The following is a 16721-nucleotide window of genomic DNA, read 5'->3' as shown; positions in this document are numbered from 1 at the left end:
CGGTCCGGCGACCGGGCGGGCTAGTCGCTGACCTGCCGCCGCAAGGTCTGGCGCACGCTCGGAATCGCACGCCGGTTGACGCCGAGCTCGGCCGCCAGGTCGACGTAGCCGAGCAGGGCGGCGACCTCGCCCGGCGAGCGCCCCAGCCGATCGGGCAGGTCCAGCGGCGCACCGCGCGTCTTGAGCAGGCGCGCGCAGCCGAGCAGCCCGTGCATCGCGCAGGCATGCAGCGGGCTGACGCCACGCTGGTCCTGCCGATCGAGCGGCGCGCCTTGTTCGACCAGTTGACCGGCGATCAGGGCCAGGTGCCGGGCGTCGCAGGACGTACCGGGATCGGCACGCGCGCCGAGCAGCAGCAGCAAGGTGTCGTAACCGGCCTCGTCGCGCCGGTCGAGCAGGGCGCCGTGGCGCAGCAGCGCCTCGAACACCGCATACGCCACGGCGGTATCGCGGCTGCTGAAGGCGAACTGTGCCGCGGCATGCAGCGGCACGATCCCGGTGTCGTCGGTTGCGTTGGCATCGGCGCCGGCGTGCAGCAGCAGCTCGGCGATCCTCGGCAATCCCAGCGCGACAGCGACCATCAGCGCAGTCCCGCCGCCCGGCAGCGGCTGGTCCGGCGGAACGCCACGCTCGAGCAGCGTGGCGACGACCGATTCGCGCCGGGCACTGACCGCCGCCGACAACGCATGGGCACCCGAATGGGTGAGATGCGCACGATCGGCGCCGGCATCCAGCAACAAGGTGACCAGGCCCGCATAGCCGGCGCCGCTGGCGCGGACCAGCGCGGTCGCGCCCTGCGCGTCGACACCTTCCAGCGGCAGGCCCATCGCCAGCATCCGTGCGACGGCATCGAGGTCGCCCAGGGCCGCGGCGGCCGGCAGGTCCTCGCCGCGCAGCCGGCGGCCGGGCAGGTGCCAGCGCGTCCAGTTCAGCCAGTACGCCAGATCGCGCTCGGGCCGCGCCAGGGCCAGGCCCAGGGCGGTCTCGCCGTGCGTCGAGGCGATTTCCGGATCGGCACCGGCGGCGATCAGGCTGCGCAGCAGCGGCACCGCGGCGGCGGCCTCCTGCTTCATCGCCGCGTGCAGCGGCGTGCGACCGACGACGTCGCGCGCATTCGGATCGGCGCCGCGCGCCAGCAAGGCATCGACCAGGCCGGTGTCGCCCAGCGATGCCGCCAGGTGCAGCGGCGTACGCTCGCCGGCCGCGCGGCCGAACGCATCGGCGCCCCGTGCCAGCAGCTCGGCGGCCAGCGCGCGCAACGGCAGGCCGGCCTTGTCGGGCGGCGCCATCGCGAGCACGCGCGCGACCACCGCGCTGCCGCCTGCCGCGGCGCCACGCGCCACCAGCTCGGCGAGGGCCTCGTAGGCATCGGGCAGTTCGGCGAGCAGGGCGTCGAACAGGCTGCGGCCGTCGGCCGTGCGCGCATCGACGTCCAGCTCGCGATTGAGCAGCCAATCGCGTGCGGCGCGGTGTTCCGGATCACGCAGGGCCAGGAAGATGCCGGCCAGGACCGTCTGCGGCCAGTCGCCGATCATGCCGGCGAACTCCTGCACTACCGGCCAGTGGCCGAACCGCAGCGCATCGAGCAGGTGCTCGGCGCTGGCGGCCTCCATCGGCAGTGTGCTGCCGACCAGGCTGCTCGGCAGCGGGTAGGCCGGATCGAGCAGGGCCACGATGTGCCAGCGTCCCGCCGCCACGGCATAGTCCAGGGCGCGCCGGCCGTCGGCGGCGCGGCGTTCGCGATCGGCGCCCTGGGCCAGCAGCGCGCGCACACATTCTTCGCTGGCATGGCGTGACGCGCAGGCCAGGACCAGGGCGGTGCGACCGTTGACGTCGACGCGATCCGGATCGACCTTGCGCCGCCCCAGCGCGTGCACGACCGGCACCGCGCCGACCTGGGCGGCGGCCATCAGCGCGGTCGTGCCGTGCTGGTCGGCCAGGTTCGGGTCGGCACCGGCGGACAGCAGCGCCTCGGCGATCATTGCGTGGCCGGCCAGTCCTGCAGTGAGCAGGGCCGTGCGGTCGAGCGTGCCGCGGACGTCGACCTGCGCCTTGCGCTTGATCAGCAGCCGCACGCCCGCCGGGTCGTCGTCGGCCACCGACGCTGCCTGCACCAGCGCCGGTTGCGCGTCGGCGACCTCACTGCGTGCGCCGCGCTCGAGCAGGAACCCGACGATCGCCCAGTTGGCGTTGGCGCAGGCGATCGACAGCGCGGTCATGCCTTCGTGGTTGATCGCGTTGATGTCGGCGCCGGCATCGACGAGCAGGGCGGCGACCGCCGGCTCGACGCACAGCCCCGCATGGTGCAGCGGCGTATTGCCGGCCGCATCGGCCAGGCGCGGATCGGCGCCATTGGCCAGCAGCATCATCACCGCGTCCGGACGCCCCTGATAGCTGTCACGCGTCGCCGCGATCAGCGGCGTCAGGCCCCCTTGTGCGCGATTGACGTCGGCCCCGCGGGCGATCAGCGTCCGCAACAGGCGCAGGTCCGGCTGGGTGACCGCGACCATCAGCACGCTGCGCTGGTCGCGCTCGTGGCCCTCCGGCGCGGTATCGGGATTGGCACCGTGCTCGATCGCCGCCAGCGCCAAGTCGATCTGCCCGGAGCGGGCCGCGTTCAACAGGATCGCGTTGAGCTCCGCGCGCGCGATGCCCGCCGGCAGCAACGGCGAGGGTGCCTGGACCGGGGCCGCTTCCGCCGCCGGCTCGGGACGGTCGCGACGGCGACGGCGGCGCGACAGCAGCAGGCGGATGCAACCGCTGGCGACGCCGAGGCAGGCCAACGGCACCACCACCGCCACATACAGCAGTCCCGCCAGGACGCGCGTACCGTCGGAGATCCGGTCCCCGGCCATCGGCACGACCAGGGCCCCGCCGACGATCAGCAGGATGCCGACGGCCGGTGGCAGGCCCTGGAACAGGTTGCTGCGGAAGTCGCGCGTCAGGTGCCAGGCGAACGAGATGCTGCGCCGCAAGGCGCCGAACAGCCAGGACTCGCCGTCGCCTCGCGGGTAGGCGTCGTCCCATTCGAACGGCAGCGCCAGCGCCGGCCACAGACGCCAGAACACATAGAGCGCGGCCAGCACGGCGAGGGAGGACCCCAGGGCGGTGGCCGCCGACGGCTGGTGCAGCAGCCACCACACCGGCACCGCCATGATCGCCGTCAGTACCGCCGTGCAACCGATCAGGAAGACCAGGCTGACCACGCCCGAGCGCGCTAGGCTGCGCGCGAACCCCGCCTCGCGACCGAATCCGATCGCGCGGCAGACGAGGGTCATGATGACGGCGTCCAGCGCGAGCAGGACCACCAGGGTGGCGGGATGGCGGATCAGGCTCGAAAGCAGTGTCAGTACGGGATCGGACATGCCAGCCTCGTGGGCGGTCTGCAGTGCGCGTCGGACGCGCCCGATGTCATGACGGTCCCATCATGAAGGAGTCGTCCGGCAACGGCAACTGCAGATGAAAGCCCTGTTCGTGCAGGTTGCGCATGACCACGTTGACGTCCTCGCGCGCCAGCTTGCGCTCCGGCGAGAGCTGCAACGCGATCACGAAGGCCAGCTCGCCGAGCTGCTCGGCCAGGGGCGCCGGCAACACGTCGAAACCCTCCTCATCGCGCAGGAAGATATAGGTGTCGTTCTTGCGCACGCTCTTATAGACGAAACAATCCATCCACTCCCCGCCTCGCATTGGCTTCCGGCAAGGATAGCGCGAACACCTGAGCCTGCCAGCCTGAATCTGCATCGCGACCGGCGGGTTTCCCGCTGCCGCTCCACCCCGCGGCCAGGGGCAGGGCCGCCCGATTCGCCGGCCAGCGCCTTGGCGATCGCCGTAACCGCCGGAGTTGGCGTGGTCGTGCAACTGGGCCGTCCGGCGGCGGCTGCGGACGGCCATATGGTCACGACGGATGCGTGGCGCTACGCTCGGGCCGATGACATCGCCGATCTTCCGCTTTCGCAACCTGCGCCTCGATCCAGCCACGCGCCAGCTCTGGCGCGAGGGCGAACGCGTGCCGTTGCCGCTGAAGTCATTCGATTGCCTGACCTATCTCATCGAGCATCGAGACCGCGCGGTCGGCCGCGACGAGCTGATCGCCGCCGTCTGGGGCCGCGCGGAGGTCAGCGACAAGCTGCTCGGACAGACCCTGCTGCGCGCGCGGCGGGCGATCGGCGATGTCGGCGGCGGCCAGACCGCCATCCGCACCCTGCCTCGTTTCGGCTACCACTGGGAGGAGCCGGTCGAGATCGAGATCGCACCGGCCGAGGCCGCCGCACCTCACACGGCGGAGCCGCCGTCGGCCGGAACCGTGCCAGTGGATCGGGCCGATCCGGCCAGTCCGGTCCCGGCCCCGGCTCTACCGACGGCCGCGGCCGAGCCGACGCACCGGCGATGGAAGAGCGGCCCCGCCAGCCTGGCCCTGGCGGCCCTGCTGGCGGCGATCGCGTGGTGGGCCTGGCAGCGGCCGTCGACGCCTCCCGCCGCCGCGCCGGCCGCGGCCACCCAAGGGGCCCTGGTCCTGATCCTGCCGGTATCGGGCGCCAATCCGGGCGAAGAGAGCTGGGTACGCCTCGGTGCGATGGACTATCTGGCCTCGCGATTGCGCAACACACCCGGCCTGCAGGTCCTGCCCAGCGAGCAGACGGTCGCCCTGCTGGGCCGCGACGGCACCTCCGATCAGCGCGACGAAAGCGACCTCTACCGGTTTGAGCAGATGACCGGCGCCCGCTACATCCTCGCGCCGCGCGTCTCGCACCTGGGCAGCAACTGGAACGCCGTGCTCGACGTCTATCACGACCGCGGCATCCGCAGCTACGAAGCGCAGGCGAAGACGCCGCTGGAAGCCCTCTCGCGCGTCGGCGTCCGCTTCGTCGAAGCCAACGGACTGCCGGTGGCGTCCGCGGCCGATCCACCCACCTCCGCCGCCGAATACCTGCAGCGCATCGACGCCGCCGTGCTGGCCGGCGACCTGGCCGAGGCCGGCTCGCTGGCCCAGGCGGTCCCGGTCGAATTCCGCGACGAGCCGGCATTCGTCATCCGCGCCGCGCGCATCGCCTTCCGCAGCGGTGATTCCGAACGGGCCGAGAAACTGCTCGTCTCGATCGATCGCGCCGACACGCGCATTCCGCTGGAAGACCGGGCGCAGGCCGCGGTGGGCCTCGGCGTCGCGGCGATCTATCGTCAGGACTTCACCGCGGCCGAGAACTTCTACAGCGAAGCCATCGCCCTGCTCGAGACGCACGGCACACCGGCCTTGCTCGGCAAGGCCTACGTGGAGCGCGGCGTGGCGCGTGGCGTCTTTCGTCGCTTCGACGAGGCGATGTCCGACTTCGCGCGCGGCCGCGTGCAGCTGGAACTGGCCGGCGATCGTCTCGGCGGCGCCAGCCTCGACACCAACCTCGGCCTGCTGGAAGTCCTGCGCAACCGGTATCCGGAGGCCTTGGCCGCCTATCAGCGCGCGGTGGCCACCTATGGCCGTTTCGGCGTCAACGACAACCTCGTCATCGCCTTGCAGGGGCTGGCCTACGTCCAGCGCATGCTGCTGGACCTGGACGGCGCCCAGGCCAGCAGCGAGCGGATCGCGCAACTCGCCGAGCACCTGCGCAACCCGACCCAATCGCGGCGCGCGGCCTTGACCCGCGCCAAGGTCATGCTGGATCGCGGCCGCTTGCGCGAAGCTGCCGAGCTGATCCAGCGCAATCTGCTGGAGGCCGACGGCAAGAGCCGCAGCCCCGTGTTCGCCGTGCTGCAGGCGCAGCAGCTCATCGCCCAGGGGCATCCGGCGCAGGCGCTGGCGGACGCCGATCCCATCATCGGAGAGATCGAGCGCCAGGGTGACGGCGCCACCGAAATGTACCTGTCGGAGGCGATCGGCACCTACATCGACGCCGCACTGAGCGACCGGCAACCGGCCGTCGCCGCCCATCTGCTGCAGCGCCTGCGCGCCGCACCCCAGGCCCCGCAGGATGACGGACGCCCCTTCGTCGAGGCATTGGCACAGGCGCGCATCGCCGCGGCGAATGAAAGCGGCGATGCGCTGGCCCGGTTCGCCGAAGCAATGACACTGGCCGACAACCGGTCGCCCTCCGATGTGGTCGCCGCCGCCTGCGCGTTCGCCGATGTCCTGCTGGCGCATGGCGTCTCGCAGGAGGCGCCGGTGGTTCTCGGACGGCTGGTGCCCTACGTGGAGCGCAACTACGACGCCGCCCGCAGCGCGGCACGGCTGTATGCGGCGCTCGGCAACAAGGACCTGGCGCTCGCCGCACAGGGCCATGCGCGGCAGCTCGCCGGCGAACGCCCGTTCGATCCGCCCTGACGCCCGACCGCCCCCACGACAGCCCCGACCCCGCGACGCCCATCCCGGCGCACGCGAAATGCCCGCTCGAACCGCTGCATCCAGTTCACCACTGCTGCCGGGTCCGGCAAAAAACCCGCCGGGTCAGCCATTTGCGAGGCATTTGGAGCCGATGTGGAAGTTGGTTGGAACGATGCGGCGACCTTTGTGGCGCAGCGCGACTGCCAATTACCCGAGCGGGTCACATGATCCGGTGATCACGCCTCGCGTGACTGCCGCGGTGCATCGCGGCACCGATCCGGTTCAGGCATGGGGAGCTACGACGTGAAACGCATCGCGATACCAATCCTTCTTTCGACCGGCCTGCTCGTGGCAGCCGCGCCCCTCATCGGCCGCGTCCACGCGAGCGAGGACGGCCCCGCGCGGCAGGGGCGTCCCGGCGACGGCACGGTCGACCGCCGCGGGCCGACACCGAATCCCGCCGCTCCCGCTGCGACCGGCAACCCGGTGGCCGTCAACGAGGGTTTCGAGCAGGTCAACGTCTTCGGCGGCGGCATCTTCGCCAACGGCTGGATCCGCCAGAACAGCAGCGACAGGCCCGACTCGTACTGGTGGCCCTGCGTGCCGGTGCGCGAGTTCGGCGCATGGGACGCCGCCGACGGTCCGGACGGCTCCTGCGTGCTGTCCACCTACGCCACGACCCAGACCAACGGCGGCACGATCAGCAACTGGATCGTGACCCCGCGGGTCGAGTTCGGACCCGGCTCCACGCTGTCGTTCTTCGCACGCACCAAGCCCGACAGCAGCTATCCGGACCGCCTGCAGGTCCGCGCCTGCAACAGCGGCCCCTGCTCGAACGTCGGCACCGGACCGGAGGACGTGGGCGACTTCACCCTCCTGCTGCTCGACATCAACCCGGCGGAAGCGGCCGGCGTGTTTCCCGAGGAGTGGACCCGCTACACGCTCGGCTTCGCCGAAGGCGTGCCGACCGGCGGCAACGGCCGGATCGCGTTCCGCCACTATGTGCACGATGCCGGAGACGGCGGAACACGCGGCAACCTCGTCGGGCTCGACCGCGTCGCGGTCACCGCCGCCGACGGCGCGAACGACGCGCTCGATCTCACCTATACGGTGGCTGCCGCCAATCCCGACGATCCGCAGGCCTGCGGCACCGAGACCACGATCAACGTCACGGTCGGCGACCAGGTCAACTATTGCTACCGCGTCACCAATCACGGCAGCGACACCCTGAGCTACCACTCCCTGCGCGATGACCTCACCGGCCCCCTGCTGACCGAGAAACCGGTGACGCTGGCGCCGGGCCAGACCCACCAGTACAACCGCATCGTGACGATCGGCGAGTCGCAGGCGCCGTCGGCGACCTGGACCGCGCAGGCCGATCCGAAAGGCTACACCTACGTCGCCACGCCCACCCCGGCCGAATTCATCGACATCAGCGACGGCACGCCGATTCCGAACAACGGGGCGGGCTCTTCGCCGATCCAGGCGTTTCCGCCGGACTTCGACTTTCTTCTCAACAATCAGCGGATCCGCCAGTACTGCCTGCTGACGCAGGGGTTGTTCGTGTCCGTCACCACGTTCTGCGGCAGCAATTTCATCTTTGGACGATTGCCCTCACCCAATCTGATCGCCGGGCCGGCGCTGGCACCGCTGTGGCTGAACCCAGCCTCCATCGTCACCGGCCGCTTCTATCAGAAGACGATCGGCACGGCACCCAACCGGCGCTTCATCGTGCAGTGGAGCGACGTGCAGACGTACCACGACGGCCCGGTGACGATGCAGGTCATCCTCAACGAGACCAGCGACACGATCGAGTACCGGTACGCCGGCAACTACGGCGACACCTCGCAAGGCTTCGCGACCGGCGTGCAGGACCAGTTCCTGGCCAACGTATTCCCCGGCAACGGCAATCTCGGCGACACCGGGCAGATCGTCTGGACGCCCGCCAGGCCGATCACGCACACGGCGACGCGACGCGTGAGCGTCAATGCCGCCCAACCGAAGCTGGCGCTCGACACGCAAGAGATCCGAGTCAGCACGCCCTCGCACGGCAGCGGCACGGCAGCGCTGTCGATCCGCAACGACGGTAGCGGGCGACTGGACTGGTCGCTGCGTGCCACCCCGTCGGGCAGCCGTCCCGCGCAGGCCGCGACGGTCGCCCCGCTTGCCGACCCGGCGCTGACCCGCCTGGGCCTTCCGGAGGCCTCGACGACGACGCCCGTGACCGAAGCCGCGATGCCGACGTTAGGCGAGGGTGGCCCTGGCTATGCGGTGTCCCTCTCGCAGGGTCCCTACCTGTGGTCCTTCGACCCGCACAACGTGAACGATTCGGCGCGCATCGTCGGCTACCTGGAAGCCGATTCGTTGCTGGTCGGCGCGACCTTCCTCGACGACGACTTTCGCACGCTCTACGCCTTCGACACGTTCAACAACCAGCTCGTTTCACTCGACCTGACCCAGATGTACGCACGCCCCAGGGTCGTCGGCGTCGCCGACGTCCCCGTCAACGGCATCACCGGACTGAAGCAGGATCCGACCTCGGGCGTGGTCTATCTGTCTTCGGCCGATGGCCAGACCAGCACCTTGTGGACGATCGATCCGGCCACCGCCGTCGCGCGCCGCATCGGCAGCACGATCGATGCGCCCGGCCTCATCGACATCGCCTTCGATGCGCAGGGCAACCTCTACGGCGTGGACATCGCACTGGACGCGCTGGTCGCCATCGACAAGGCCAGCGGCGCGGCTCAGCCGATCGGCTCACTCGGTTTCGATGCGAACTGCGCCGCCGGCCTCGCCTTCGACCATGCCAGCGACACGCTCTACTTCAGCTCGAAGACCAGCTGTGTCCCGGATACCGCGACGCTGTACACGATCGACACCGCTACCGGGCAGGCGCAAAAGGTCAGCCGGATCCTCGGCATCGACGGCTTCGACACGATCTGGGACGCGCTGGCGATCGCGCATCCGGCACGCCATGCCTGCATGGATCCGGCCAACGTGTCGTGGCTGCAGGCCACGCCCGCCAGCGGTTCGCAGCTGGCCGGCACGAACGGCGCCGCGGTCGAGCTGCGCGTCGATGCGTCCGGTCTGGCCGACGGCACCTACACCGCCCATCTGTGCGTCTACAGCAACGATCCGATGCAGCGGCGTCGGAGCCTGCCGGTGACGCTGACCGTAGGCGATGGCGGCGAACGCATCTTCGCCGACGGCTTCGACGGCGGATCCCACTGAATCGCGGCTCCGGCCCTGCGCCGAAGCCTTCGCACGCCCATCGATTGACGGACTGCCACCCGCTTCCTTGCCGAAGCGGGCCGGCAGGCCCCTCGTTCCCATTCCGGGAGGACCTCTTATGACGCTTCCGCATTCACGCGCCCGTGCGCCGTTTCGCCCCCGCCCGCTCGTCGCCGGCCTGGCCCTGGCGCTCGCACTGCCACTGGGCGTGCCGATCATCGGCCACGCAGCGCCACGGCGCGATCTGCCGGTGCGCCTGTCGCCCACGCCGGCCGCCACCGTCGCCGTCACCAGCTGTGCCGACGACGGCTCGCCCGGCACCCTGCGCCACGCCGTCGCCGGCGCGGTCAGCGACGACAGCATCGACCTGACCCAACTGCACTGCAGCACGATCACGCTGACCAACGGCGCGATTCCCATCGTGCAGAGCGATCTCACCCTGACCGGCCCGGGTGCCGCCAATCTCGCGATCAGCGGCGCCGGCAGCTCGGGCGTTCTCGACCATCGCGGCACCGGCACGCTGTCGGTACACGGGCTGGCATTGGTCGACGGCCACACCTCCACACCGGGCGGCTGTGTCTATTCGGCCGGCAAGCTCGACGCGACCGCGATCTCGGTGACCGGCTGCACGACCGCCGGCGAGCCGTACGTAAAGGGCGGCGGCCTCTACGTGAAAGGTGACGTCACGCTGGCCGACTCGATCGTCAGCAACAACTACGGCTATCACGGCGGCGGCATCTGGACGCGCGGCCTGCTCACGCTCCGGTCGACCACCGTGGCGGGCAACAGCGCCTACATGGGTGGCGGCATCTGGACCCACGGCAGCAGCCTGTCGCTGACCGATTCGACCATTTCCGGCAACCAGGCCGGGTTCAACTCGGGTGGCATGCTCGCCTACTCGGAAGCCAACCCGGCCACCGGCACGGCGACCATCGTCAACAGCACGATCTCCGGCAATCAGTCCGCCGACGTCAACGGCGCCGCCTACATCGCCAACATGGCGCTGCGGATGTCCAACAGCACGATCGCCTTCAACAAGACCAACACCGGCTGCGCCGGCCTGCGCTTGGGCGGCCAACGTCTCGCCAGCGCCAGCATGGACAGTTCGCTGCTGGCCGGGAACACCTCGACGGTGAACGGCTCGCCGTGCGATTTCCAGATCCAGCGCGTCGACGTGACCGGAGCGCACAACCTGGTCGTCGCGTCGACCAATCAGTTGCCGCCGGACACGATCCAGCTCGATCCCGGGCTTCTGCCGCTGGCCGACAACGGCGGTCCCACCCGGACGCATGCGCTCGGCGTCGGCAGCCCCGCGATCGACCAGGGGAGCAATCCGCTCGGCCTGGGCTTCGACCAACGCGGCCTGGGATACGCACGCGTCGCCGGCGCTGCCGCCGACATCGGCGCGTTCGAGCAGCAGCAGGCCAACAGCGTGCCCGGCGTCAGCAAGCAGTTCCAACCCAATACGATCCGCACCAACGGCCTCAGCACGCTGACCCTCTCGCTCGTCAATACCGACTCGACCGATGCCACCTTGATCGCGGACCTGACCGACGCCCTGCCGGCGCCGGTGATCCTGGCCAATCCGCCGAACGCCTCCACCACCTGTCCTGACGGCAGCGTGATCGCGAGCGCAGGCTCGGCGAGCCTCGGCCTCGCCAGCGGCGCGCGCATCCCGGCATCGGGCTCCTGCACGGTGACCGCGACGGTGATTGCCCATACCGCCGGCACGTTCACCAACGTCATTCCGGCAGGCGCATTGCAGACCAGCGCCGGCGCCAGTCCGGATGCCGCCACCGCCGTCCTGACCGTCAGCGGCCAGGCGATTGCACCGACGGTGTCCAAAGCGTTCACGCCCATGGCGATCAGCACCGGGCAGAGCGCGCTCCTCACGATCACGCTGGCCAACAGCTATCCGAATGCGGCCACCCTGACGGCGCCACTGACCGACAACCTGCCGACCCGGTTGACGATCGCCGACCCGGCCAACGCGGCGACGACCTGCCCCGGCGGTACGCTGGACGCCGCTCCCGGCGGCGGCGCGGTCACGCTGCACGCCGGCGCGCAGATTCCAGGCGGGACCTGCACGATTTCGGTGCGGGTGACCTCGAAGGAGGCCGGCAGCTACTTGAATCGCATCCCGGCCGGCGCCCTCGTGACCGACTTCGGCAGCAATACCGATGCCGCTCAGGCGGGCCTGGTCGTGACACCCGCGACGACCGACCGGATCTTCTTCGATGGCTTCGACGCATAGACAGGGGCGGCCACGCCCGATGACCGTGCTGGCGACCCGATCGGCGTGGCTGCTGCTGGCGGCTTGCCTGCCGGCGGCCGTCTCGGCAACGGGGTTCAACCCCCTGGGCCTGCCGGGCAGCCAGCTGCTGGCCCTCTCGCATGATGGCCGGTCCGGTGCCGGCAGCCTCGTCGGCGCCGAGAGCGGCGGCTTCCGCTGGTCGGAAGAGACCGGCGCCCAACTCCTGCCAAGCGCCATCTCGGTGCGCGCCCTGTCCGCATCGGGCCGTTTCGTGGCGGGGTCTTCACTGGATGCCGGCCAGCGCGAGGTGGCCAGCTACTGGGACGCTTCCGGCCAGCTCGTGCGCCTCGGCGGGTTGCCGGACACGGCCGGGCAGGGCGGGCTGGTCAGCATGGCGCTGGGGATTTCCGACGAGCCGCGCATCGTCGGCACCGCCAACAACCCCGAGCAGCGTTCGCTCGCTTTCGAGTGGACGACCGAACGGGGCATGCGCGCGCTGCCGCTGCCCGCGGGCAGCGCCGCGGCGCGTGCCAGCGGAATCAGCGCGGATGGCCAGCGCATCTACGGCTGGATCCAGTCCGCCGAAGGCATTCGCAACGGCATGCTCTGGCAGCGGGGCTCGGCCACGCCACCGGAGCGGCCGGACGACGGTGCATCGCTCGGCGAGGTGCTCGGCGGCAATCGCGACCTCAGCGTGATGCTGGGCGTGGACGGCGAACGCGACAACGGCATCGGCCGGCCCTACCGCTGGCAGAGCGGAGCGCCCCCCCAACCGCTGGAGCGCGCGACCGACCTGCCGTCGCCGCAGCGCCTCTTCGTCGGCAGCGACGACGGCCGCCTCCTCGCCGGAAGCGCCGGCACCGGAGCGGAACGGCTGGCCATCGTCTGGAGCATCGATTCGGGCTTCCGGCCGCTGCAGGTGTGGCTGGCCGACCAGGGCGTCGCCGTTCCCGCCGGCTGGACGCTGGCCGCCGTGACCGGCGTGAGCGGCGACGGCAGGCGTCTCGGCGGCTGGGGGCAGTATCGGGGACGCTTCGATTCGTTCGTCGTCGACGTGCCGCAGGCACCGGGCGAAGCGGTCCCGCAGCACACGACCTCGGACGCACGGCGAGTCGATTGACGAGACCGAGCGCCCCCTGCTCTCCCTTCCCATCATCAGCAGGCGCCGTGTCCGCTCGCGGGTAGGCGCCCCGGAATCCGGATTCGTCATGCCATCCCGTCTCGCAACCGCAATCGTGCTGGCGCTCGGCGCCGGCCCCTTCGTTACCGCTGTCCGCGCGGCCACCACGGCTGACGACGAAGCGTCCATTCTCCAGTTCACCGCGCATCCGATCGACACGCGCGTCGGCGTCACGCAGGTTCCCGCCGGCTTCCTGTCCTCACCCAGCGCGGGCCCCGGCCTGCAGCTCGTGCAGTTCGCAGGACCCGTACGGCAGGCCTGGCTCGACGAACTGAAGGCGCAGGGCGTCACACCGTTGCAGTACGTGCCGAGCAACGGCTACCTGGTCTGGGCCGACGAAACCGCACAGGCCCGTCTGGCCGGCCTTCGCGGCTCGACGTCCTGGCTGCGCTACGCGGCACCGTTCCTCGGCTTCCAGAAGCTCGCCCCGGAGCTGGCTGCGCGGCTCTCCGGCGTCGCTGCCGGAATGGACGAGGTCGACATCACCGTGCAGATCCACACCCATCCGGGTGCCGCCGCCACCCGGCAGTTCATCGCTGCGGCGGCGTTGCTGTCACCCTTGCAGCAGGGGCCGCTCGGCGGCGGCGCCGATCTGCAGTGGGCACCGGTCCTGAGATTCGAAAACCTCGACCTGCGCGTGCGCTTGTCCGACATCGCCGCGATCGCCGAACGAACGGACGTCACCTTCGTCGGACTGCGTGCCCCGCGCGTGCTGATGGACGAGAAGCAAGGCCTTCTGCTCGCGGGCGACCCGCAGCCGGGGCCGGCCTCCCCCAGCTACCTGCAATTCCTGCTCGACCGCGGCTTTTCGCGCGATCCGGCCGCCTACCCGATCGTCGACGTCACCGACTCCACGATCGACGAAGGCGGCACCGGTGTGACGGTACTGAACACCGTCGACCGCTTCCTGCGCGTGGACGGCGACCCGACCCGACCCGCACGGGTGAACCATTTCACCAACTGCTCGTCGAGACCGGATGCGACCGTGGGCGCCTACGACGGCCACGGTTCGCTCAACGCCGGCATCGTCGCCGGTTACGACCAGAGCACGGGCTATCCCTACCAGGATGCCGACGGGCAGCGGCTGGGCCTGGGCATCAATCCGTTCGCACGCGTCGGCTCGACCACCATCTTCTCCGGCAACCCGCAGACCTACGACGTCAGCCGCTGCGGCGGCAGCGACCAGGGCGTGATCCTGCGCAACTGGCGCTCCGGTGCACGCATCAGCTCCAACTCCTGGGGCGCCAATCCGGTACCGACGGTCTACGACGCCTCCGATCAGGCGTACGACGCCGGCGTGCGCGACGCCGATCCCGGCACCCCGGGCAATCAGGAAATGATCTACGTGTTCGCCGCGTCCAATGCCGGTCCGGGCGCAGCCACCGTCAGCTCGCCAGGTGCCGGCAAGAATGTCATCACGGTCGGCGCGTCGGAGAACCTGCGTCCGTTCGCGACGCCGCCGGGCAACATCTGCAGCAACGATCCGGCCAACAACCCGCAGAACATCGCTCCGTTCTCGGGCCGCGGCCCAGCTCCCGGACAACGCGCAAAACCGGAACTGGTCGCGCCCGGCACTCACGTCCAGGCCGCGGCCCCGGTCTTCGCCGGCTACACCGGCGGTGGCGTCTGCGTGCAGTACTACCCGCAGAACCCGTTGCAGACGCTCTTCACCTATTCCAGCGGCACCAGCCATTCGACACCCGCCGTTTCCGGCGTCGCTTCGCTCGCCTACTGGTGGATCGAGCACGGTGGTGCCGGCGCGGCCGCAGGATCGATCGATCAGATCGGTGGCGCACGCGCGCCGAGTCCGGCCTTGATGAAGGCATGGCTGATGGCTCACCCGACCTACCTGACCGGCGTGAGCGCGAACGACACCCTGCCCGGGCGCGGCCAGGGATACGGCATGCCGGACATGTCGGCGATGTTCGATGCGACGCCCAAGTTCATCGTCGACCAGAGCGAGGTGTTCGACGAGAGCGGGGCGTCGCGGGAGTATCGCCTGCGCGTCGCCGATCCGAGCCGGCCGGTGAGGATCACCCTCGCCTACACCGACGCGCCCGGCATGCTCGGCGCGAGCCCGCAGGTCAACGACCTGAACCTGGTCGTCGAGGCCGCCGGCCAGACCTGGCTCGGCAACCGGTTCGATGGGCAGTGGAGCGCGCCGGGTGGCAACCCGGACAGCCGAAGCAACTACGAGGCGGTGTTCCTGCCGGCGGGGCCGCAGGGCGAGTTCTCGGTCAGCGTCGTCGCAGCCAACATCGCCGGCGACGGGGTGCCCCACCATGGCGATGAGACCGATCAGGATTTCGCACTGGTCTGCTCGAACTGCGAACGCGTTCCGACCTTCACACTCGAGTCCCCGCCGGACGCGCCGCTGCTGTGCGCCGGCAGCACCGTGCCGATCGCATTCACGGTGGGCCAGGTCAACGGCTACGCCGAACCGGTGACACTGCGCGCATCCGGACAGCCGGCCGGAATCGTCACCACGTTCAGCCCGAATCCGGCGATGCCACCGGCAACGGCGATCCTGAGCCTGCAGGCCGGCACCGCGGCCGCGGCGGGCCGCTACCCGCTCTGGATCGAAGCGGTCTCCGGCACCACCACGCGGACGCTCGACCTGGATCTGTCCGTGTTCGACCGGGCGCCGACGGCGACGACGACGACCTCGCCCGCCGATGGCGCCAGCGAGCTGACGACGACACCGACGCTCTCCTGGACGGCGGTCGCGGCGGCACACCACTACCGGGTGGAGATCGCGACGGACATCGCGTTCACGCAGGTCGTGGGTTCTCACGAAACCCGCCTCACGCAGTGGACGCTGGAGGCGACCGAGGCGCTCGACCCGGGCTCGCGCTACTTCTGGCGGGTGATCGCGGTCAATCCTTGCGGCAGCGCGCCCGCCGTTCCGTCCGACGATACGGTCTTCGTCGATGGATTCGAAGTTTCAGCGTCCACCGTGAAGTCGTTCTCGACCCGGGCGGCACCCGGCGAATGCGCCTGGAACGAAACGCCGGCGATCGTGTTCGAGGACACGCTGGAAAGCGGTGCGCCGGGCTGGACGCACGGCGCGGCGGCCGGCAGCACAGACCTCTGGACGCTGGGCGGGGCGGCGCACACGGGCACGCGCGCGTGGCAGGCGTCGCCACCCGCCATCGGTACGGCGAACGACACCTGGCTCGCCACACCGGCGATCACCCTGCCGTCCGGCTTCGATCGGTTGAGCCTCTCGTTCTGGAACCGTCAGCAACTCAAGACCGTCACTTCCGGCGGCTGCTACGACGGCGGCCTGCTCGAACTGTCCACCAATGGCGGCAGCACGTGGACCGCCGTCGCCGACCGTTTCCTCTCGAACCCGTACGACGGCGCGCTGACGTCGAGTTTCGGCAATCCGCTCGGCGGCAGGGATGCCTGGTGCGGCGACCCGCGGCCGTACACCAAGACGGTGATCGACCTGGGCGACCATGCGGGACAGACCGTAAGGGTCCGCTTCCGCCTCGGGCAGGACCGGCTGCAGCACCGCGCCGATCCGAACTGGGCGATCGACGACGTGCGCGTGACGGGATGCATCGCGAACCCGCCGTGAGCGGGCGCGGCACGATCGTTTCGTCGAACAGCCGGCGCGCGCCCGCCGGTGCGTGGTCGGTGCTGGCATAGCAGACCGAGGTCGATCCCCTCGTCGCACAGAGCCATGACGCCTCATGTGCCGCGACGCGCACGTCGACGCCGGGCTGCACCGCCTGGAACCC

7 protein-coding genes are annotated in these 16721 nt (G+C 70.4%); 5 read left to right on the top strand and 2 right to left on the bottom strand.

Features of this window, described 5'->3' with window-relative positions; genetic code table 11:
* Positions 1 to 20 precede the first annotated feature (20 nt).
* Entirely contained in the window at positions 21 to 3365 is a 3345-nt protein-coding gene (locus I596_RS00785; protein ID WP_067642794.1) for an ankyrin repeat domain-containing protein, read from the bottom strand.
* A gap of 46 nt (positions 3366 to 3411) precedes the next feature.
* Positions 3412 to 3669 (bottom strand): YcgL domain-containing protein, encoded by a 258-nt coding sequence (locus I596_RS00780; protein ID WP_067642791.1) that lies wholly within the window; start codon positions 3667 to 3669, stop codon positions 3412 to 3414.
* A gap of 259 nt (positions 3670 to 3928) precedes the next feature.
* Between I596_RS00780 and I596_RS00775 the strand changes: the two genes are divergently transcribed.
* The 5 genes from I596_RS00775 (at position 3929) to I596_RS00755 (ending at position 16558) form a co-directional block, all read left to right on the top strand.
* Positions 3929 to 6310: a winged helix-turn-helix domain-containing protein gene (locus tag I596_RS00775; RefSeq protein WP_067642788.1), complete on the top strand. Its 2382-nt coding sequence runs from the start codon at positions 3929 to 3931 to the stop codon at positions 6308 to 6310.
* Between the two features lie 303 nt (positions 6311 to 6613).
* Positions 6614 to 9541 (top strand): choice-of-anchor J domain-containing protein, encoded by a 2928-nt coding sequence (locus I596_RS00770; RefSeq protein WP_190278953.1) that lies wholly within the window; start codon positions 6614 to 6616, stop codon positions 9539 to 9541.
* 118 nt (positions 9542 to 9659) lie between these two features.
* Positions 9660 to 11795, top strand: coding sequence for a DUF7933 domain-containing protein (locus I596_RS00765; protein ID WP_067642782.1), 2136 nt, complete (start codon positions 9660 to 9662; stop codon positions 11793 to 11795).
* The gene (locus I596_RS00760) at positions 11779 to 12915 is read left to right on the top strand and encodes a hypothetical protein (protein WP_150131941.1); all 1137 of its coding nucleotides are present in this window, start codon (positions 11779 to 11781) and stop codon (positions 12913 to 12915) included. Before I596_RS00765 ends, I596_RS00760 begins: the two co-directional genes overlap by 17 nt.
* Positions 12916 to 13003: 88 nt before the next feature.
* Positions 13004 to 16558 carry a S8 family serine peptidase gene (locus tag I596_RS00755; RefSeq protein WP_150131940.1) on the top strand — a complete coding sequence of 1185 codons (3555 nt, stop codon included), beginning with the start codon at positions 13004 to 13006 and terminating at the stop codon, positions 16556 to 16558.
* Positions 16559 to 16721: the final 163 nt, after the last annotated feature.

Origin of the sequence: Dokdonella koreensis DS-123 (assembly GCF_001632775.1) — a bacterium.
In the GTDB taxonomy this organism is placed as follows: Bacteria; Pseudomonadota; Gammaproteobacteria; order Xanthomonadales; family Rhodanobacteraceae; genus Dokdonella; species Dokdonella koreensis.
The sequence above is the reverse complement of the archived record's forward strand: the minus strand, read 5'-3'. Positions and strand labels throughout refer to the sequence as shown.